We start from the raw sequence: 19906 nt of genomic DNA on the forward strand, positions 1-19906 counted from the left end.
GCCGGGCGGTTGGCTGCCCGCATGACCGATGAGACACTCACGAACCTCCGGGACGCCGCCCGCTCGGCCCTCCCCGTCGTCCAGGGCGTGCACGACGGGCAGTTGGGCGCCCCCACGCCGTGCGCCGAGTACGACGTGCGGGCGCTGCTCAACCATCTCTTCCACGTCGTCGTCTCCTTCCAGGCGCTTGCGGTGAAGGGACAGGCCGACTTCTCCTCGACCCCCGACCGCCTCGGGCCGGAGTGGCGCGACAGGTTCGCCGTCGAGAGCGACGCGCTCGTGCGGGCGTGGTCGAGCGACTCGGCGCTCCGGGGCGAGTCCCCTGTGATGCGGATGCCGCAGCGGTTCGTCGCCACGCAGGCCCTTGCCGACCTCACCGTGCACGCATGGGACTTGGCGCGCGCCACCGGCCGACCGTACACGCCGCCGCCGGGTGCCGTCCGTGAACTCCTGCCCGCTCTACGGGAGATGGCACCCATGGCCCGGCAGGCGGGCGTCTTCGCGCCCGAAGTGACGACGGCCCCGGACGCGCCGGAGTTCGCTCGGCTGCTCGGTGTCTCGGGGCGGGACCCCGACTGGCGCCCGTAGCGGGTTCGCGCGCCGGGGCGTGGTCGCCCTCTGCCGCCGAGCGGGGGCGCCCGCGCCCCGGCGCGTTTCCACCTCTGGGGGTAGCGGGCAGCCCTTTGGGGTGGACGTAGAGGGGGACCGACGTGCTCGTCTGGCTGAACGGTGCATGCGGTGCAGGCAAGACCACCGCCGCGTACGCACTCCAGGAGCTGCTGCCCGGCAGCGTGCTCTTCGATCCGGAGCTCCTCGGTCCGGGGCTGCGCGCGATGCTGCCCAAGGAGCGGCTGGGCGAGGTCGCCGACGTCCAAGAGCTGGCCGCCTGGCGGCGGTTGGTCGCCGACACCGCCGCCGCGCTCCTCACCGAGGTGCAGGGACCGCTGATCACGCCGATGCCGCTCTTCCGCCGCGAGTACCGGGACGAGATCTTCGGCTCGCTCGCCGCGCGGCGGATACCGGTCTCGCACTTCCTGCTCAGAGCAGAGGACCCGATCCTTCGCGCCCGGATAGACGAGCGTGCAGCAGTCGAGGGTGAGGCGTCCCGTCTGCGGTGTCTGCGCCAACTCCCGCGCTACCGCGCCGCGTTGCGCTGGCTCTCGGCCGACGCGCACACGGTGGACACCACGACGCTCACTCCCCGGCAGACCGCCGAGTCGCTCGCCTGCGCCGTCGGCACCGGCGCGGGCCGCGTCGAGATCGTCCAGACGCCGGAGCCGACCGCCGAGACGGTCGCCTCCGGCGTCCTGCTCTTCGACGAACTCGACCGCGTCCTCCTCGTCGACCCCACGTACAAGCCGGGCTGGGAGTTCCCCGGCGGCGTCGTCGAACACGGTGAGCCGCCCGCCTCCGCCGGCCGGCGGGAGGTGGAGGAGGAGCTCGGCCTGCACCTCGCGGGGCCGCTGCGGCTGCTCGTCGTCGACTGGGAGCGGCCCCGGCCCCCGTCGCTCGGAGGGCTCCGTTTCCTCTTCGACGGCGGCCGCCTCGGACCCCGGCAGGCGAGCAGGGTGCTGCTGCCCCGCGCCGAGCTGCGCGGCTGGCGGTTCGCCACCGAGCAGGAGGCGCGGACCCTCCTCCCCGCACACCGGTTCAGGCGCCTTCGCCGCGCCCTCCAGGCCCGCCGCGCGGGGAGCCCGCTGTACCTGGAGGGCGGAGAGCCGGAGGACGCAACGGTGCGCGACGGGCGTGCATACGAGGGGCGTTGAGACCCGAGCCGGCCAACCCGCCCCGCCGCGCGCCCCGTCGGCTCAGGAACGCTCGGCGTACCGCTGGAGGAACCGGGCCTCGGCGACCGAGAGGCGTTCCAACTCGCCAGGGTCGACGCTCTCGTTGACGGCGTGGATGTGCGCCTCCGGCTCCGAGAGGCCGATCAGCAGAATCTCGGCCCGCGGGTAGAGCGAGGCGAGGGTGTTGCAGAGCGGGATCGACCCGCCCTGCCCGGCGACCTGCATCTCGGTGCCGTCGTACGCCTCGCGCATCGCCTCGGCCATCGCTCGGTAGGCGGGGCTCGCGGTGTCGGCGCTGAACGGCTCGCCACGGCCGACGACTTCGGTCGTCAGTCGGGCCTTCCACGGCACGTGCGTCTCCAGGTGGCGCAGGAGGTGGCCGAGCGCCGTGTCCACGTCGAGCCCGGGGGCGATCCGCAGCGAGACCAGCGCACGCGCCGACGCCTGCACCGACGCGGTGGCGCCGACGACCGGCGGGCAGTCGACGCCCAGTACCGTCACCGAGTTGCGGGCCCACAGCCGGTCCGCGACACCGCCCGTGCCGGTGAGTTCGACACCCTCGAGGACGCCGGCGTCCGAGCGGAACTGCTCCTCGTCGTACCGGAGTCCCTCGGCGGTCGCCTCCGAACGGAGCCCCTCGACGGCGACGTCGCCGTGCTCGTCGCGGAGCGAGTCGAGGAGCCGGACGAGCGCGGCGAGCGCGTCGGGCGCCGCACCGCCGAACTGCCCCGAGTGCAGATTGCCTCGGAGCGTCTCCACGCCGACCCGCACCAGTACCATCCCGCGCAGCGTCGCCGTGACCGTCGGCAGGCCGACGCGGAAGTTGCCCGCGTCGCCGATCACGATCGTGTCCGCGGTGAGGAGTTCGGGGTGCGCCTCCGCGTACCGCTCGAGTCCGCCCGTGCCCTGCTCCTCGGAACCCTCGGCGATCACCTTCACGCCGACGGGGACGCCGCCGTTCGCCTTCAGCGCGCGGAGTGCGAGCAGGTGCATCAGCACGCCGCCCTTGCAGTCGGCCGCGCCCCGCCCGTACCAGCGCCCGTCGGCGCGCTCGGTGAGCTCGAACGGCGGGGTGTGCCACTCGTCTTCGGCGAGCGGGGGCTGCACGTCGTAGTGGGCGTAGAGGAGGACGGTCGGGGCGCCCTCGGGGCCCGGGAGGTGGCCGTAGACGGAGGTGGTGCCGTCGGGGGTGGCGAGCAGCGCGACGTCCTCGAAGTCCTCGGCGCGCAGCGCGTCCGCGACCCACTCGGCGGCGGCGTCGCACTCGCTCTTCGGGAACTGCGCGGGGTCGGCGACCGAGCGGAACGCGACGAGTTCGGCGAGCTCGCTCCGCGCCTCGGGCATCATGGCGGAGACCGCCGCCGCTATCCCGGGCCCTGCGTCGGTACGGCTCTGGTTCATCTGCGCTCCTTCTTCTCGTCCCTCGTCGTCACGCCGTGCTGCCGAAGGCGGGGGGCGCCGCCGCGGGGTGCGGCTCTCCTCGCCGGCTGCGGGAACGCTCGGCGGGGGCGCGCCGTTGGGCACACAGGCGGGGCCGCGAGCCGCGGAGCGGACGCTCCGGGCAGGGCGGGCCGACGCAGATCCTCCCACAGCCGGTGCTCCCGAGGCAGCGCCGTAGGATGCGGGGGTCCAAGCGCAGCCGAGGTCGGGCGGGAGAGCAAAACACATCGTGAGCAGCGAGAACGCCGAGAGCGCAACCGAGGGTGAGGAGCGCGCGGTCTGGGACGTCGTCGTGGTCGGCGGCGGTCCAGCAGGTGCGTCGGCCGCGTACGCGGCTGCCGTGGCAGGCCGGCGGGTGTTGTTGGTGGAGAAGGCCGAGTTGCCCCGCTACAAGACCTGCGGCGGCGGCATCATCGGCCCGACCCGCGACTCGTTGCCTCCCGGGTTCGAACTGCCGCTCAAGGACCGCGTCGACGCGGTGACCTTCTCGCACAACGGCCGTCTCGCGCGTACGCGGCGCTCCCGGAACACGCTCTTCGGCCTCGTCAACCGGCCCGAGTTCGACCGCCAACTCGTGGAGCTGGCGCAGAAGGCCGGCGCCGAGGTGCGCACGGGCGCCACCGTCTCGCGCGTCGAGCAGCACGGCCCCGCGGTGCCGGACCGCCGCTCCGTCGCCGTCGTCCTCTCGGGCGAGGAGGAGCCGGTGCTCGCGCGTGCGGTGGTCGGTGCGGACGGCAGCGCCAGTCGCATAGGCGCGCACGTCGGCGTCAAGCTCGACCAGGTCGACCTCGGCCTGGAGGCGGAGATCCCCGTTCCCCGGAGCGTCGCCGACGACTGGCGCGGGCGGGTCCTCATCGACTGGGGCCCGCTGCCCGGGAGTTACGGCTGGGTCTTCCCCAAGGACGACACCCTCACCGTCGGCGTCATCTCGGCGCGCGGCGAGGGCGCTGCGACCAAGCGCTACCTCGACGACTTCGTCGGACGCCTCGGCCTCGCCGGCTTCGAGCCGCGGATCTCCTCCGGCCACCTGACGCGGTGCCGGGCCGAGGACTCTCCGCTCTCCCGCGGACGCGTCCTCGTCTGCGGCGACGCGGCCGGCCTGTTGGAGCCGTGGACGCGCGAGGGCATCTCCTTCGCGCTGCGTTCGGGACGGCTCGCAGGGGAGTGGGCGGTGCGGATCGCGGAGTCCCACGACGCGGTGGACGCGCGCCGGCAGGCCCTCAACTACGCGTTCGCGATCAAGGCGGGCCTCGGCGTGGAGATGGGCGTCGGCAGCCGGCTCCTCCGGGTCTTCTCCAGACGCCCCGGACTGATACACGCGGCGCTCACCGGCTTCCGCCCGGCCTGGTCGGTCTTCGCCCGGATCACCCGCGGCACGACGACGCTCGGCGAGGTCGTCCGCACCCACCCGGTGGCCCGTCGGGTGCTCGACCGCCTCGACCGGGGCTGAGACAACGGCCGCCGCACGCAAGGAGATGCGCACGGCGACCGGTGGAGACCCGGCATGCCCGGTGAGCATCCCTCGCCGGCGCCGAAGGAGCCGCCTTCCGACGTGCTGAGGCGTCGCCTCCCGCTGTCGTACGGGGCGTACGGCAGCGGGCCGTCCGGCGCCGTGAGCGCCCCGCACCGGCTGCCGCCGCCCCGCCGCTTCCCGGGCTGGGCGCGTCGGGCTGAGGACCTCGGCGGCTCCCCGGTCTCGTCATCGCGCGGCACGGCCACCACCGCCGCTACTCCGCCGGGAGTATCCGCGCCGTCTGCCGAAGGCTGACGCCCCCGCGGCGGCCGGCGGCCTACGGTTGCAGCCATGGCCGCCACCGCAGACCCCGACCCGCCAGCCCGCCCCGACCGGCGCGGCGGGCGGCGAGGGGGCCGATCCCCGCTGCTGCGCCGCTCGTTGGCGGCGCGCGCCGCGCTGCTGAGGCTGCCGCAGGCGGAGCCTCCGCGGGCCGGGCGGAGCGAGCCGGAGTACCGCGGCCTGCCGTGGCCCTCGTCGCTCGTGGTGCTCCTTCTCCAGCAGATCGGCTCGACCTTCGCCGCGGGGCAACGGCCGGGGGAGGCGGGCGCCGTCGACCTGTGGGCGCGGCTGCTCCTCGCCGCCGGCCCGCTGCTCCTCCTCGTGCGCCATCGCTGTCCGCGTGCCGTCGCGTGGGGCAGTGCCCTCGTCACGACGGTGTACCTCGCCGCCGGCTATCCGTACGGCCCCGTCTTCCTCAGCCTCGCCGTCGCCTGCGTCGCCGCGGCGGCAGCGGGGGAGCGGTACTCCGCGTGGGGCGCCATGGGGGCCTTCTGGCTCTCCCACCTCGTCGCGGCGCACTGGCTGCGGGCGTGGCTGCCCGAACCCGGCGGCGCGCACGCCACCTGGACGACCGACCTCTTCTTCGCCGCCTGGGTGCTGGCGCTCGGCGCGCTCGGCGAGCTGCTCCGCGTCCGCCGTACGGAGCTGGAGCGCAGACGGGACGAGGCGGCGGAGGCCGAACGCCACCGTGCCGACGAGGAACGCTTGCGCATCGCGCGGGAGTTGCACGACGTGCTGGCGCACAGCATCTCGGTCATCAACGTCCAGGCTGGCATGGGCCTCGCCCTCCTTGACTCCGACCCGCAGCAGGCACGCACCGCGCTCACCACCATCAGGACGGCGAGCAAGGAGGCGCTCGGCGAGGTGCGCCAGGTGCTGGAGACGCTCCGCGCTCCGGGCGAGGCGCCGCGCACCCCGGCACCGGGACTCGCCCGCCTCGCCGACCTCGTCGAGCAGGCCCGCAGCGCCGGGCTCTCCGTCGCGACGGAGACCGAGGGCCGCCGGCGCGACCTGCCCTCGCAGACGGACCTCGCCGCCTTCCGCATCGTGCAAGAGGCGCTCACCAACACCGTCCGCCACTCCGCAGCGCGCACCGCGACCCTCCGACTCGCCTATCGCGAGGAAGAGTTCGAGGTCACCGTCGACGATCCAGGCCCGGCCGCCGAGCGGGGACCGCGCGGCTCGGGAGGCAACGGCCTCGTCGGCATGCGCGAGCGCGCCACCGCCCTCGGCGGCGCACTGGAGGCAGGCCCGCGCGCCGATGGCGGGTTCCGGGTACGCGCCCGATTGCCGCTCGCTGCGGGTAGCGTCGACGGGGCAGCGGGCGAGCGGCGTCCGCGGGAGGAGAAGCCGTGATCCGTGTCCTGCTCGCAGACGACCAGGCGCTCGTGCGCGCCGGCTTCCGCGCCCTCCTCGACGCGCAGTCGGACATCGAGGTGGCCGGCGAGGCGGCCGACGGCGACGAGACGCTCGCCGAGGTGCGGCGGCTCGTCCCCGACGTCGTCCTGATGGACATCCGGATGCCCGGTATCGACGGCCTGGAGGCCACCCGCCGCATCACCGAGGACGCGAGGCTGGAGAGCGTGCGCGTCGTGATGCTCACGACCTTCGAACTCGACGAGTACGTCTTCGAGGCGCTGCGCTACGGCGCCTCCGGCTTCCTCGTCAAGGACACCGAGCCGGACGAGCTGCTGCGGGCGGTACGCACCGCCGTCGAGGGCAACGCGCTGCTCTCGCCCGGCGTCACCCGCAGGCTCATCGCCGAGTTCGCCGCGCGGTCGAAGGAGCCGACGCCGCCCACGAGCCTTGCCGACCTCACCGAGCGGGAGCGGGAGGTGATGGCCCTGGTCGGGCTGGGCCTGACCAACGAGGAGATCGCCGGACGCCTCTTCCTCTCCCCGCTCACCGCCAAGACGCACGTCAGCCGGGCCATGGTGAAGCTCGGCGCGCGCGACCGCGCCCAACTCGTCGTCCTCGCCTACGAGTCGGGCCTCGTGCGGCCCGGCTGGCTCGGGTGAGGGCGTCGCTCAGTCCCCGGCGGCGTCCGCCTCGCGGAGGAAGTCGACGAGCAGCGCGGTGAGTTGGGCGGGAGTGTCCTCCTGGACGAGATGGCCGGCACCGGCGAGGAGGTGCTTGCGGGCGCCCGGGACGACGGCGGCGAGGCGGTCGGCGCGGTCGGCCGGCACCCAACTGTCGTCCGCGCCCCAGCAGACGAGCACCGGCAGGTCCAACTCGCCGTAGCGGCCCTCGACTTCGTCGGTGTACCGCTGGTCGTTCTGCTCGATCTGACGGTAGAACGCCGGCTGTCCGATCTCCCCGAGCCACGGCGCCGCGAGCCGCTCCAGCACGTCCTCGCGGAGGCCGGCGCTGCTCGCCGAGCGGATGTACTCCCGCACCATGGCCCCGTGGAGCGCGGGCGGAAGCGCACCGAAGACGGACGCGTTGCGGCCGAGGAGGCGGTACGCGTCCGAGCCCCACGGCGCCAGGGCCACCACGTCGACGAGCGTCAGCGTGCGGTAGGCGGCCCCGTGCAGCAGTGCCGCCCGCAGCGCCACCGCGCCGCCGAAGTCGTGCGCGACGACGTCGGGGCGCACCAGCCCCCAGTGGCCGAGGAGTTCGGCGAAGAGCCGCCCCTGTGCGCCGAGCGAGACGTCCTGCCCCTCGTACTTGGCGGAGCTGCCGTACCCGGGCATGTCCCAGACGTACACCCGGCGCCTCACCGCGAGCGCCCTGGCGACCGCCCGCCAGGTGTACGACGACCACGGCGTCCCGTGGAGGAGCACGACGGGCGGCTGCCCGGGGTCGCCGAGGGCCGTCCAACGGACCGTTCCCGAGGCGCTCTCGTAGGCGTGGTCGAGGTACCAGTCTTCGCTCATGGCCTCAACTCTGTAGTACCCGGGGCGGGTTCGCCACTCCGGTCGGGGCTCAGCGCGTCTCGCCGAGCGCCGAGCGGCGCACCGCCGCGGCGACGAGGGCGGCGACCGCGGCGAGCAGCGCAACCGAGGTGAGTGCGGCGGTGAGCGAGAACCAGTCGGCGAGGAAGCCGATCGCGACGGGCCCGAGCAGCATCCCGCCGTACCCGAGCGTGGAGGCTCCCGCGACACCGGAGGGCCCGGCGAGTGCGCCCGCCCTGGCGATGGCGACGGGGAAGACGTTGGCGAGCCCGAAGCCCGTCAGCACGAACCCGGCGAGGACCAGCGGCACGCTGGGCGCGAGGGCTCCCGCGACCATGCCGACCGCCGCCGCGGCTCCGCCCCCGACGAGGGTACGCGCGGGACCGAGCCGCTCGAGCAGCGTCGTCCCCGCCAGGCGGCCCGCCGTCATCGCGAGCGCGAAGACCGAGTAGCCGGCTGCGGCGATCCCGGCGCTCGCACCGAGGTCGTCGGTGAGGTGCAGGGCGCTCCAGTCGGCGAGCGCGCCCTCCCCGTACGCCGTGCAGAGCGCGATCAGCCCCAGGACGGCGACGAGCGCGTACGGCCTGCCGTCCACGGGAGCGCTCGGCGACACCTCCGTCCCGGCTTCGGACTCGGGCGACGGGATCGCGCCGCGGAGCAACGGCCGCGCAGCCGCGGCCGCGACGACGAGCCCGACGGCGGTGAGCAGCAGCAGATGCCGCGTCGGGCTGAGCGACCCGGCGACGAGTCCGCCGAGCCCGGCGCCGAGCATCCCGCCGAGGCTGAACGCCGCGTGGAAGGACGGCATGACGGGGCGTCGGAGCGCGGCGACGAGGTCGACGGCGACGGCGTTCATCGCGACGTTGAGTCCGCCGTAGGCGGCGCCGAAGACGAGCAGGACGAGACCGAGCGCGAGCGCCGAGTGCGTGAGCGGGGGCAGCGCGACGCCGAGCGGCAGCAGGAGCCCGGCGAGGACGGTGACGCGACGGCTTCCGATGCGGCGGCAGAGCTGCCCGATGAGCAGCATCGTCGCCACGGCACCTGCCGAGACGCCGAGGAGCGCGAGCCCGAGGGCGCTCGCCGAGGCGCCGGTCTGCTCCTTGACGGCGGGGATGCGGACCACCCAGCCGGCGAAGAGGAACCCGTCGAGTGCGAAGAAGACGGTGAGCGCGGTGCGGATGCGGCGCAGGCCGAGGGCGGCGGGGGCGGGGGCGCGAACGCCGGGCCCCCGGCCGACGGCGAGCGCCGACCGTATTTTGTTTAGTGACGGCACAAAGCCAGAATAAGGGTGTGACCCAGATGCGTACAGCAAAGGTGGAGCGCGGACGCTCCCATCTCGGCCCCGCTCTCCAACTCGTGCACACCGGAAGGGCACCGACCCGCGCGGTGCTCACCGCCGAACTCGGCGTCACCCGTGCCACGGCGGGCGCGGTCGCCGCCGAGTTGGAGGCGCTCGGCCTCATTGCCGTCGACCCCCACCCCACCGCTGTCGGCACCCAGGGGCGGCCCTCGCACGGCCTCTCCGTCGCCCCCCGCGGGCCCGTCGCGCTCGCCGTCCAGGTCCACGCGGACGGCTACCGCGCCGCGCTCGTCGGGCTCGGCGGCACCCTAGTCGGGACGAGCGCGGGCTGCGGGACCGTCGACGCCGACCCCGCGCAGGTGCTCGGCGAAGCGGTCGGCGCGGGGCGGGAGTTGCTGGAGGGCAGCGGGCGGCGCTGCGCCGGTGCCGGGCTCGCCGTGCCCTCCGCGGTCGCCGAGCCGGCGGGCACCGCGCTCAACCCGCTCCACCTCGCCTGGGAGCCGGGAGTGGCCGTCCGCGACATCTTCGCGCGCTGCCTCGACGAGGCAGGCATAGAGCTGCCGGGGCCGCACCCGCCGCCCGGCCACACCGCCAACGACCTCAATCTCACCGCCCTCGCCGAGCACCGGCACGGCGCCGGCAGCGGCGCCCGGCACCTGCTCGCCGTCGGCACGGGGCACCGCGGGGTCGGCGGCGCCCTCGTGCTCGACGGGCGGCTGCACACCGGGAGTTCGGGCCTTGCGATGGAGGTCGGGCACCTCACCGTCGACCCGAACGGCCGCCGCTGCCACTGCGGCAGCCGCGGCTGCCTCGACGTCGAGGCCGACCCGCTCGCGCTCCTCACGGCCGCCGGCCGCGACCCCGGCCCCGAGACCTCGCTCCTCGACCAGGCCGCCGAGCTGATCCGCTCCGAGTACGAGACGGACGCCGCGGTACGCAGTGCCGTACGGCTCCTCGTCGACAGGCTCGGGCTGGGGCTCGCCTCGCTCGTCAACATCCTCAACCCCGACCGCATCGTCCTCGGCGGCCTCCACCGCAGGCTCGTCGAGGTGGAGGGGGAGCGGCTCCGCGCCGTCGTCGCCGACCGCAGCCTCTGGGGGAGCGGCGGCGTGCCGATCCGCGCCGCCTCGCTCGACCACGGCGCGCTCGTCGGCGCGGCCGAACTCGCCTGGCAGCCCGTCCTGGAGGACCCGCTCACGGTGTTGGGGAACTGATGGAGATCCGCACGCCCCACGAGAACGAACTCCCCGTGCTCCAGCGGATCGAGCGCGCCGCGGGCGCCCCGTTCCGCGCCCTCGGCATGGACGCCGTCGCCGACGACCCGCCGCCGCCCCTCGCCGAGCTCCGCCGCCACCTTGCGGCGGACGGGCTCCGGGTGGTCGCGGAGCCGGGCGGGGAGCTCGCCGGGTACGTCCTCACCGAGCACGTGGACGGCTGCGCCCACGTCGAACAGCTCTCCGTCGACCCGCGGTTCGCCCGCCGCGGCCTCGGACGCGCCCTCCTCGACGACGCCGCACACCGCGCCGCCGGAACCGGCCTCGCCGCGCTCACCCTGACCTCCTTCGCCGACGTCCCCTGGAACGCGCCCTACTACGCGCGGCTCGGTTTCCGCACCCTCCCCGAGACGGCGCTCACGCCGGGGCTGCGGGAGGCCCGCCGCCGCGAGCGCGAGGCGGGCCTCGACCGCTGGCCGCGGGTGTGCATGCGCCGCGATCTGCCCGACAGGCCGCAACACGGGGCACGTTGACGCGCGCCCGACCGTCGGTGAGGGTGGCGCCATGGTGCCTCAAGAGCTCGCCGCAAGCCGCTACGTCAGCCTCGTGACGCACCGCCGCGACGGCACGGCCGTGCCCACCCCCGTCTGGGCCGCAGCCGACGGGCCCGAACTCCTCGTCTGGACGCGGACGGACTCGGGCAAGGTGCGCCGCCTGCGCAGGGACACGCAGGTGGCGGTGGCGCCGTGCGACGTCCGAGGCCGGACGGGCGACGCCGAACCGGCCCAGGGCGAGGCCCGCCTCCTGGAGCCGGAGCAGCTCTCCCGCGTACGGGACGCCCTGCGCCGCAAGTACGGCTGGCAGTTCCGCCTCCTCGACGCAGGCCAGGCGCTGCTGCGCCGTGGCCGTCAGGTGCACACGGGCATCGCCGTGACGTTCTGATCCGCCCCTGCTCCCGCCGGTGTAGCCGAGCTGCCGCCTGCCGTACGACGACGCGGCCCCCGCACCGCGCGAGGCTCGACGGTGCAAGCACAACCGACGAGTCCGAGGAGCTGAGGGCCATGGAGATCCTGGCGTACTGGCATCACGGGGGACCGGGGCCCTGGGTCCTGTTCTTCCCGCTGGTGTGGGCGCTCGTGGTGGTCGGCGTCATCCTGACGCTGCGGCGCACCGTCTGGCGCAGGCGCGGCGGATGGGGACCGTACGGCGGAGGCTGGGGACCGCATGCGGCGGGCGAGGACCCCCGCACGCTCCTCGGCCGCCGCTTCGCCAGGGGCGAGATCGACGAGCAGGAGTACCGCAGCCGCCGCTCGGTGCTCGACGAGTTCGGGCCCGTGGAGCCCCGCCCGGGCGAGCCCGGCGGGCCGGAACTGAAGAAGGGCCCGCCCGGCGGCGAGCGGTGAACGCGCGGGTGCCGCAGTCCTCACACCGCGGTGGGCTGCGGCACCGCGGCCGACACGTCCTCGGCGGGCGCCGGCACGGCAGTGGGTACGGCGAACCCGAGCGTCCGCACCGCCTCGCGCGGGGCTGTCGCGCTGCGCGGGTCGCCCTCGCGCACCGAGACCGTCAACTCGCCCGGGCGGCACGAGAGTTCCACCGCACAGGGCTCGTCGTCGGCGGCTCCGCGCGGGAGCGCCGAGAGCAGCTCCGTCGCGCCCCGCCCTGCGGGCCCGGCGAGTTGGCCGAGGCCCCAGTACCTCACGTACGCGGCGACGATCCGGCGTGCCTGGCCGCCACGGGAGGGCGCCGCGCGGAACTCGACGGAGCGCTGCACACCCGGACTGCCCGAACCACTGGTCACTGTGACTCCCTGGGGACGACTCGACTGTCGGCGTGCGGAGCCCCCGCCCGCGTGCTCGCGGGGTGACGCACCGACAGCGCGGAGTACGGGAGGCGAGCACGGCGGGGCGCGCCGCAGGGCCAGCATCCGCCCGCCCCCTGCGGGCCGCAATCGGGCGGAGCCCGACCGGCCGACCCCTGCGGTCAGGCGCCCAACACGCCCTGCTCCGCAGCGGCCTTGGCCCGGGCCGTGCGCACCGCGTGCAACAGCCCGGCGCGCTCCGAGAGCCCGAGGTGCAGCACGTACCGCTTGCCGCCGAGCGACGCCAGCGCCGCCTTCGGGAAGCCGTAGGCGGCGATGTGCGCGCTGCCCAGCGGGGCGCTGTCGATCTCGCTGCCGTAGCTCGTCGCGAGGACCAGGCGCCCGTCGCGCACCAGCACCCTGCCTGCACGGGTGAGCGAGCGCAGCATCCGCCGAATCCCCACCCCTGCGACTTCGAACTCCGAGTCCGTCATCTCCGCCTCCCTGGCCTTTCGCGGCCCGAGCCCCGCCCGGCCGCCCCTTACCCCTCACGGCAGTCTGCCCCGCGCCGCGCCGCTCCACCAGGGCGCCCCTATGATCGTCCGCGTGAGCAACACCCCCCGGCCGCACCCCGGCCCCATCCGAGGCGAGCAGGCGGAGCCCACCGCCGACGTCGACCGCAGCGACCCCGAGTACCGGGCCTGGCTCGCCGAGGCCGTCCGGAAGGTCCGGGCAGAGGGCAACCGGAGCGCCGACACCCACCTGCTCTCCTTCCCGCTCCCCGAGTCGTGGGGCGTCGACCTGTACCTGAAGGACGAGTCGACCCATCCGACCGGCAGCCTCAAGCACCGCCTCGCGCGCTCGCTCTTCCTCTACGGGCTGTGCAACGGGTGGATTCGCCCTGCGCGCCCCGTCATCGAGGCGTCGAGCGGTTCCACCGCCGTCAGCGAGGCGTACTTCGCGAAGCTCATCGGGGTGCCCTTCGTCGCCGTCGTACCGCGCACCACCAGCAGCGAGAAGACGCGGCTCATCGAGTTCCACGGCGGCACCTGCCACTTCGTCGACGACGCGGCCTCCGTCTACGCCGTGTCCGCCGCCCTCGCGGAGGAGACGGGCGGGCACTTCCTCGACCAGTTCACCTACGCCGAGCGCGCCACCGACTGGCGAGGGAACAACAACATCGCCGAGTCGGTCTTCCGCCAACTCGAGCGCGAGCGCCACCCGGTGCCTGCCTGGATCGTCGCGACGGCCGGCACCGGCGGTACCTCCGCGACCTTCGCGCGGTACATCCGCTACCTCTCCTACGAGACCGGCGTCTGTGTGCCCGACCCGGAGAACTCCTGCTTCTTCGAGGGGTGGGTCGAGGGCGACCCCGAGGTGGTGAGCCGCTCCGCCTCCCGGATCGAGGGCATCGGACGGCCCCGCATGGAGCCCAGCTTCGTGACCAGTGCCGTCGACCGGATGATGAAGGTGCCGGACGCGGCGTCGGTCGCCGCCGTACGGGAGTTGGAGCGGGTGATGGGCCGCCGCGCGGGAGGCTCGACGGGGACGGGGCTGTGGAGTGCGCTGCGGATCGTCGGAGAGATGCGCGCCGAGGGCCGCAGGGGCAGCGTCGTCACGCTGATCTGCGATCCAGGGGAGCGGTACCTCGACAAGTACTACTCGGACGCCTGGCTCGCCGCCGAGGGGTTGGAGATCGCCCCCTACCGCGAGTTGTTGAGGCACTTCCTCGACACGGGGGAGTGGACCGAGGCAACCACTCCCTGACGGCGCACGCCGGCGAGCGGAACCGCTCCGCAGCTCCCGCTGGCGGAGCCCGAAGGCTCGGTTTGCTGTACCGGCAAGAATCTTTGCCTCCTGTTTCGGCCTCCCGCACGCTCGGGTGCGGAGGTGGTCGAAGTGACCGAAGAGTGGAAGAACACCTACGACGTCGTGGTCGTCGGCGGCGGGGCCGCGGGGCTGAGCGGCGCCCTGATGCTGGCGCGCGCCCGCAGGTCGGTGCTGGTCCTCGACGCGGGCGCGCCCCGCAACGCGCCGGCCGACGGCGTGCACGGGCTGCTCGGCCTCGACGGCATCCCGCCGGCCGAACTGCTGGAGCGCGGCCGCAGCGAGGTGCGCCGGTACGGGGGGTCGGTGGCCGCGGGCGACACGGTCCCAGCCACGGGCGAGGTCGTCTCCGCGGCACCGGCGAAGGACGGGTTCGTCGTCGGCACGCGCGACGGACGGAGCGTCGGCGCCCGGCGGCTGCTGGTGACGACCGGGCTCGTCGACGAGCTGCCCGAGGTGGACGGGCTCCGCGCCCGCTGGGGCAGGGACGTGGTGCACTGCCCGTACTGCCACGGCTGGGAGGTCCGCGACCGGGCCATCGGCGTCCTCGCGTCCGGGCCGCTCTCGCTGCACCAGGCGTTCCTCTTCCGCCAGTGGAGCGCCGACGTCGTGTTCTTCACGCACACCGGGCCGCAGCCGAGCGCGGAGGAGGCCGAGCAACTCGCCGCGCGCGGCGTCGCCGTGGTGCCGGGCGAGGTCACCGCGGTGGAGACGGCGGAGGACCGGCTCGCCGGGGTACGCCTCGCCGACGGCGGCTTCGTCGCCCGCGAGGCGCTCGCCGTCGCGCCGCGCATGGTCGCACGCGCCGGCTTCCTCGACGGGCTCGGCCTGCGCCCCGCCGAACACCCGGGCGGGGCGGGCGAGTACGTCCCGTCCGACGCAGCGGGCCGTTCCGCGGTCCCCGGCGTGTGGGTCGCGGGCAACGTGACCGACCTCGCTGCGCAGGTCGGCGCCTCCGCGGCGGCAGCCGCCACCGCGGCGGCTTCGCTCAACGCCGACCTCGTCGAAGAGGACACCCGCCGGGCGGTGGAGGCGAGTCGGGACGCCGCCTCCGACGACCGATGAACGACGAGAGGAGCCCCACCATGCCCGAGGAGTTCGACGCGGCGTACTGGGAGCACCGCTACCGCACCCACCCCGCGCTCCGACGGCCCGTGCCAGGACCGCAGTTGACCGCGGAGACGGACGGCCTCGCCCCCGGGCTCGCCCTCGACGCGGGGTGCGGCGAGGGCGCCGACGCGGTGTGGCTCGCCTCCCGCGGCTGGCACGTGACGGCGGTCGACGTCTCGCCGACGGCGCTGGAACGCGCCCGCGAGCACGCCGCGTCGGCGCTCGGCGAGGACCGGGCGCACCGCATCGACTGGGTCGAGGCCGACCTCACGTCCTGGACGCCGCCCGAGCGCCGCTACGACCTCGTCACCACCGAGTACGTGCACGCCGGCTCCGCCCCCGCCGAGCTCTACGCCCGACTGGCGGCCGCGGTCGCGCCCGGCGGCACCCTCCTCGTCGTCGGCCACCACCCCGCGGACGAGCACACCGCGGCTCGCCTCTCGGAACACGTCCACTTCACGGCCGACGAGGTCGCGGCCGGACTCGACGCCGCCTGGGAGGTGCTCACCGCCGAGAACCGGACGCGCCGGTCCGAGGGCCACGGGGGCGCCACCCTGCACGACGCGGTCCTCCGGGCACGCCGGCTCCCCTGAGGCCGCCGCGCGGCGAACGCCGTCGCGCGGTAGCGGAGTCGGGGCGCCGGGGGTTCAGCCCGCGCTCTCCTCCGACTCGTCCTCCTCGCCCGCGACGACGAGTTCGAGGAACTGCTCCTCGATCTCCGCACGCACCTCGCCCGGCAGGCCGGCGTCGGTGACGAGCGTGTCGACCTGCTCCAGCGAGGCGAACGAACTGAGGCCCACCGTGCCCCACTTGGTGTGGTCGGCGACGACCACCACCCGCCGCGCCGAGCCGACGAGCCGCCGGTTGGTCTCCGCCTCCGCCAGGTTCGGCGAGGAGAGGCCCGCCTCGACGGATATGCCGTGCACCCCGATGAAGAGCACGTCGAAGTGGAGCGAGCGGATCGCCGCGTCCGCCACGGACCCGACCAGCGCGTCGGAGGGGGTGCGCACGCCGCCCGTGAGCACGACCGTCGCGGCGCCCGGACGCGGCGCCTGCGGGCTGCCGGGCGGGTACTCGGCGGCGTGGAAGACGTCGGCGACGCGGGCCGAGTTGGTGACCACCGTCAGCCGTTCGACGTCGACGAGGTGCTGCGCCAGCGCGTGCGTCGTCGTACCGGCGGAGAGCGCGATGGCGCTGCCCGGCTTCGCGAGCCGCGCGGCGGCCCGCGCGATGTCCTCCTTCGCCGACAGCTCCAGCGACGACTTCGCCTCGAACCCCGGCTCGTGCGTGGAGGCTTCGGCAACGGGCACCGCGCCGCCGTGCACCTTCTCCAACGCGCCCTGCCTGGCGAGCGCGTCGAGGTCACGGCGCACCGTCATGTCCGAGACGCCCAGACGGCGCGTCAGTTCGTTGACCCGGGCGCCTCCGCGGCGGCGCACCTCATCGAGGATGAGCGCGCGCCGCTGCTCCGCAAGGAGGTTCTGGTTGTCGCCCACCGGAGTTCGTCTCCCTTCGCCGCCTGGCCGCAGATCGACACATCCTGCCATGCGCAGGACTCGTGTACGCAGGTCACGATTGCGCTTCCGCCGATCCATCACCGCCCCGCGGGGATGCGCAGGCACCTGCCGTCCCGGGATGCTGGGTGCGATCTACCAGGAGACCGACCGGGGGGCGTTGCGATGCGGCCTGAGCAGAACGAGAAAGCCAAGGGAACCACAGCCAGCGCCCCGGCGCCGCGGCAGGGGGAACCGGAACCCGGCGAAGCGGGAAGCGCACCGGAGGAGGGGGACGGCAGCGGGCTCTCCCTCGAACTCCTCGTGCACGGCGTGGGCGGCACCACGCCGCAGGAGATGCTCGGCGACCCGCGCACCACCCGCATCACGGGCGACCACACGGCCGCCGTCTACCGGCGCACGGCCGACGCGGACGCCGAGGCGCGCCCCGAGGAGTACCGGGACAAGCCCGTGCCCGAGGCGTACTGCTGGTCGAACCTCACCTCGGGGAACGGCGCCCGCGCCCTGTGGCTGATCCTGCTGCCCTTCATGGTCGTCAACCTCGCGCACTGGATGCGTCCGGGGGTACCGCCCGACTCGGCGCCCGGCTCGGCCGCGTCGCCGCGCGGCGGGACCGTCGTCCGTCTCCACGGGGCGCTGGTGCGGCTGCTCGCGCTCACGCTCACCGTCCTCCTCGTCGCCGGTGCCTGCGAGGTTGCGCTCGACCTCGTCGCCTGGCAGTGCGCGGGATCGGCCGAGTGTGTCGCGGAGCGCTCCTGGCTCGGCTTCACCGGGGGCGGTTCCGGGGGTTGGTGGAGCCAGCCGGGGCGGCGGCTCGCGCTCGCCGCGCTGGTGCCCGCGGCCGTCACCGTCCTGCTGTGGTGGCTCTCGCACCGTACGTGGAGCGCATACGAGTCCCAACCGCCGCTGGTCACGGGCGAGTTCGGCGAGGGCGAACCGGGCGACCGTCCGGCGCTGCGGCTCCCCGGCTTCTGGTACGGCAGGCGGCACGTGGCGCGGCTGCGTGCCGCGCACACCGCCGCCGGGTTCCTCACCATCGCGGCGGCCGTCACCGCGGCCACCACGCGGTTCGACCGCAGGCCGGGCGGGAGCGCCCTGCTCGACGTGGTCGGCTGGGCGCTGCTGGTGCTCGTCGTGGCGGGCGCCTGCTGCGTGGTCTTCGTCGTGTGCTGGCGCGGACGCAAGGAGCGCTACGCCGACGACCGCGAGGAACTCGTCGACCGGCTCACCGTCGACGTGCTGCCAGGCGCGACCGTCGCGGTCGCCGTGCTCGCCGTCGTGCACGCAGCCTGGTCGCGGCCCGACTGGGTCTCCGTGGACGGGCTGCCGGGTGACGAGACCTTCGGCGTACTCGCCGTCGTGCAGGGGATGTTGGTGATCGCCCTCGGCGCCTGCGGCCACGCGCTCTACCGCCGCAGGGCCGAGCGCCGCACCGCCCTGCGCGGCCTCGCGCCGGCCTCCGTCGCGATGCTCGCCTGCGCCGTCGGCGGGCTGATGACGGGCGGCGTCGCCCAGCGCGTCGCCGACTGGCTCGACGGACCCGGCACCCCGGGGGCCGAGGACGGGCTCATCTTCGGGCCGCCGACCGTCCTCACCTGGCAGGCGTCGATCATCCCCGTTCTCCTCGCCGCCGCCCTCGCCATGGTCTGCTGGTGCGCGCTGCGGCTGCGACGGCGCACCGTGGGACTGGAGGGCACCGTCACGGAGGCGTACTCGCCTCCGCCCGTGCCCGACCGCTCCCGCTCCCGCCGGATCGCACGGACGATCGCGGGCGCCGAACTCACCGACGCGGCACCGCGGTTCGTCGGGATCTTCGCCGCCGCCACCCTCACCCTCGGCGCCCTCGCGGTCGGGGGGACCGTCTTCACGGGCGAGGTGCCGGGCAAGGCGGCGCGCGGGGCGCCCGCCGCCGTCGAGGGGTTCGCCGACACGGTGCAGACGCTCGGCTCGTGGCTGATCGGCCTCGGCGTCCTCGCTCTGCTCTTCTGGGGCAGGCGTGCGTACTTCGACCCCTCGGCGCGCCGTACCGTCGGCATCCTCTGGGACGTCGGCACCTTCTGGCCGCGCTCCGCGCACCCCTTCGCCCCGCCGTGCTACGCCGAGCGCGCCGTGCCCGACCTCGCCTGGCGGATGGCGACCTGGACCGAGCAGCACCCCGGCGGGCGGCTCGTGATCTCCGGGCACTCGCAGGGCAGTGTCCTCGCGGCCGCCGCCGTGTGGCAGCTCGACGAGGTGACCCGCCGCCAAGTCGCCCTGCTCACCTACGGATCGCCGCTTGAGCGGCTCTACGGCCGCTGGTTCCCCGCGTACTTCGGTGCAGGACCGCTCGGCGTCCTCCACTCCCAACTCGACTGCTGGCGCAACCTGTGGCGCCGCACCGACCCCATCGGGGGCCCCGTGCGGCTGGGAGCCTCACCCGGCGGCCCCCTCCAGGGCGACGTCGACTGCGGCCCGCTCCGCGACCCGCTGGCCTATGGTCGCACCGTCCAACAGCCCCTCCCCGCACCCATCCTGGGGCACAGCGACTACCAGGCCGACCCCGTCTTCGCCGAGCAGCGCGATCTGCTCCTCGCCCGGCTCCGGCCGCCGGCGGCGGGTGAGGGGGATGTCGGGGAGGGAGCCGGCGTGCCGCGCCAGGGATAGCGGGCGCAAGCCGTCGGGACCGCGAGAGCCCCGGCGAGGTGTCGGTTCAAGGCTCAAGTGTGCGTGTTTTTAACCAAGTTGTCGCTTTCTCGTCACGCCGTGCCTCGCCGTGCAAGGGCTTGAGGGAGCGCACTCAGGCCGGTTGGAGAGCGTCCGGCTGCCGTTGCGCCACCGAGCGCCGCACAACAGGGTGAACCCACTCGCAACCGCTCAAAGCGCACCCGCCGACGTGCCTAATGTCGCCCTCGTCCCGAACAGGAGGAGGTTCCGTGCTCGCCACCATCGTCCGTCGCTCCACCACGGCGCTGCTCGCCCTCGCGGGCGCCGCGGCGTTCGCGCCGATCCCGATGAGCAGCGCACAGGCGGCGCCCCAGCAGGCCGGCACGTCGGCGGCGGCCTGCGCCCAGGGCAAGGCGGCGGCCAAGGGGCTGGTCTGCTACCTCAACCACTGCGACCCCAACTGGTGCTACTGCGACTGCTATCCGACGCTCGCCGCGAAGCAGGAGGGCAAGAAGCCGGCCAGTACCAAGAAGGTCGCCAAGCCCCAGGGCAAGCCCGCCGCCACCATCTCCGGCTGATCC

20 protein-coding genes are annotated in these 19906 nt (G+C 74.8%); 14 read left to right on the top strand and 6 right to left on the bottom strand.

All coding sequences use genetic code 11. From position 1 onward, the window contains the following. Window positions 1-21: 21 nt before the first annotated feature. On the top strand, window positions 22-588 hold the full coding sequence (locus tag F603_RS0103570) for a TIGR03086 family metal-binding protein (protein ID WP_019544643.1): 567 nt from the start codon (window positions 22-24) through the stop codon (window positions 586-588). A gap of 122 nt (window positions 589-710) precedes the next feature. Beyond that, window positions 711-1766 carry an NUDIX hydrolase gene (locus F603_RS0103575; RefSeq protein ID WP_019544644.1) on the top strand — a complete coding sequence of 352 codons (1056 nt, stop codon included), beginning with the start codon at window positions 711-713 and terminating at the stop codon, window positions 1764-1766. Between the two features lie 42 nt (window positions 1767-1808). Here the strand turns inward: F603_RS0103575 and F603_RS0103580 are convergent, their stop codons facing one another. Next, on the bottom strand, window positions 1809-3188 hold the full coding sequence (locus F603_RS0103580) for a dipeptidase (RefSeq protein ID WP_019544645.1): 1380 nt from the start codon (window positions 3186-3188) through the stop codon (window positions 1809-1811). Window positions 3189-3456: 268 nt separating this feature from the next. On the opposite strand from F603_RS0103580, the gene F603_RS0103585 reads away from it, so the two are divergent. The 3 genes from F603_RS0103585 to F603_RS0103595 all read left to right on the top strand — a co-directional run bounded on the left by F603_RS0103585 (window position 3457) and on the right by F603_RS0103595 (window position 7040). Beyond that, window positions 3457-4677 (top strand): geranylgeranyl reductase family protein, encoded by a 1221-nt coding sequence (locus tag F603_RS0103585; protein WP_019544646.1) that lies wholly within the window; start codon window positions 3457-3459, stop codon window positions 4675-4677. A gap of 444 nt (window positions 4678-5121) precedes the next feature. Further along, entirely contained in the window at window positions 5122-6378 is a 1257-nt protein-coding gene (locus F603_RS0103590; protein ID WP_019544647.1) for a sensor histidine kinase, read from the top strand. After that, window positions 6375-7040, top strand: a complete 666-nt coding sequence (locus tag F603_RS0103595; protein WP_019544648.1) for a response regulator transcription factor — start codon at window positions 6375-6377, stop codon at window positions 7038-7040. Before F603_RS0103590 ends, F603_RS0103595 begins: the two co-directional genes overlap by 4 nt. A gap of 9 nt (window positions 7041-7049) precedes the next feature. Here F603_RS0103595 and F603_RS0103600 read toward each other — a convergent pair whose 3' ends face one another. Both F603_RS0103600 and F603_RS0103605 read right to left on the bottom strand, forming a co-directional pair. Further along, entirely contained in the window at window positions 7050-7898 is an 849-nt protein-coding gene (locus F603_RS0103600; RefSeq protein WP_019544649.1) for an alpha/beta fold hydrolase, read from the bottom strand. Between the two features lie 49 nt (window positions 7899-7947). Beyond that, entirely contained in the window at window positions 7948-9189 is a 1242-nt protein-coding gene (locus F603_RS0103605; RefSeq protein ID WP_019544650.1) for an MFS transporter, read from the bottom strand. 26 nt (window positions 9190-9215) lie between these two features. Here F603_RS0103605 and F603_RS0103610 point away from each other — a divergent pair, with 26 nt between their 5' ends. The 4 genes from F603_RS0103610 (at window position 9216) to F603_RS0103625 (ending at window position 11833) form a co-directional block, all read left to right on the top strand. Beyond that, complete coding sequence (locus F603_RS0103610) at window positions 9216-10430, top strand: ROK family protein (RefSeq protein ID WP_019544651.1); 1215 nt, start codon at window positions 9216-9218, stop codon at window positions 10428-10430. Then, the gene (locus tag F603_RS0103615; protein WP_019544652.1) at window positions 10430-10963 is read left to right on the top strand and encodes a GNAT family N-acetyltransferase; all 534 of its coding nucleotides are present in this window, start codon (window positions 10430-10432) and stop codon (window positions 10961-10963) included. The genes F603_RS0103610 and F603_RS0103615 overlap by 1 nt, the downstream gene beginning before the upstream one ends. A 31-nt stretch (window positions 10964-10994) precedes the next feature. Then, window positions 10995-11372, top strand: a complete 378-nt coding sequence (locus F603_RS0103620; RefSeq protein ID WP_019544653.1) for a PPOX class F420-dependent oxidoreductase — start codon at window positions 10995-10997, stop codon at window positions 11370-11372. Window positions 11373-11491: 119 nt separating this feature from the next. Further along, window positions 11492-11833: an SHOCT domain-containing protein gene (locus F603_RS0103625; protein WP_019544654.1), complete on the top strand. Its 342-nt coding sequence runs from the start codon at window positions 11492-11494 to the stop codon at window positions 11831-11833. A gap of 20 nt (window positions 11834-11853) precedes the next feature. Here the strand turns inward: F603_RS0103625 and F603_RS0103630 are convergent, their stop codons facing one another. Continuing rightward, window positions 11854-12231 carry a hypothetical protein gene (locus F603_RS0103630; RefSeq protein ID WP_245600666.1) on the bottom strand — a complete coding sequence of 126 codons (378 nt, stop codon included), beginning with the start codon at window positions 12229-12231 and terminating at the stop codon, window positions 11854-11856. Window positions 12232-12413: 182 nt separating this feature from the next. Next, on the bottom strand, window positions 12414-12725 hold the full coding sequence (locus F603_RS0103635; RefSeq protein ID WP_019544656.1) for a hypothetical protein: 312 nt from the start codon (window positions 12723-12725) through the stop codon (window positions 12414-12416). A gap of 100 nt (window positions 12726-12825) precedes the next feature. Between F603_RS0103635 and F603_RS0103640 the strand changes: the two genes are divergently transcribed. From F603_RS0103640 to F603_RS0103650, 3 genes are all read left to right on the top strand, one after another. After that, complete coding sequence (locus F603_RS0103640) at window positions 12826-13998, top strand: PLP-dependent cysteine synthase family protein (protein WP_019544657.1); 1173 nt, start codon at window positions 12826-12828, stop codon at window positions 13996-13998. Window positions 13999-14130: 132 nt separating this feature from the next. Further along, window positions 14131-15123, top strand: coding sequence for an NAD(P)/FAD-dependent oxidoreductase (locus tag F603_RS0103645; protein WP_019544658.1), 993 nt, complete (start codon window positions 14131-14133; stop codon window positions 15121-15123). Window positions 15124-15143: 20 nt separating this feature from the next. Beyond that, window positions 15144-15761, top strand: a complete 618-nt coding sequence (locus tag F603_RS0103650; RefSeq protein ID WP_019544659.1) for a class I SAM-dependent methyltransferase — start codon at window positions 15144-15146, stop codon at window positions 15759-15761. A 54-nt stretch (window positions 15762-15815) separates the two neighbouring features. Here the strand turns inward: F603_RS0103650 and F603_RS0103655 are convergent, their stop codons facing one another. Next, complete coding sequence (locus F603_RS0103655; protein ID WP_016905883.1) at window positions 15816-16664, bottom strand: DeoR/GlpR family DNA-binding transcription regulator; 849 nt, start codon at window positions 16662-16664, stop codon at window positions 15816-15818. A gap of 183 nt (window positions 16665-16847) precedes the next feature. Here F603_RS0103655 and F603_RS0103660 point away from each other — a divergent pair, with 183 nt between their 5' ends. Both F603_RS0103660 and F603_RS0103665 read left to right on the top strand, forming a co-directional pair. Then, window positions 16848-19325 carry a hypothetical protein gene (locus tag F603_RS0103660; RefSeq protein WP_019544660.1) on the top strand — a complete coding sequence of 826 codons (2478 nt, stop codon included), beginning with the start codon at window positions 16848-16850 and terminating at the stop codon, window positions 19323-19325. Window positions 19326-19594: 269 nt separating this feature from the next. After that, the gene (locus F603_RS0103665) at window positions 19595-19903 is read left to right on the top strand and encodes a hypothetical protein (RefSeq protein ID WP_019544661.1); all 309 of its coding nucleotides are present in this window, start codon (window positions 19595-19597) and stop codon (window positions 19901-19903) included. The last annotated feature ends 3 nt before the right edge of the window (window positions 19904-19906 follow it).

Source organism: Streptomyces sulphureus DSM 40104 (genome assembly GCF_000381025.1).
In the GTDB taxonomy this organism is placed as follows: Bacteria; Actinomycetota; Actinomycetes; order Streptomycetales; family Streptomycetaceae; genus Streptomyces; species Streptomyces sulphureus.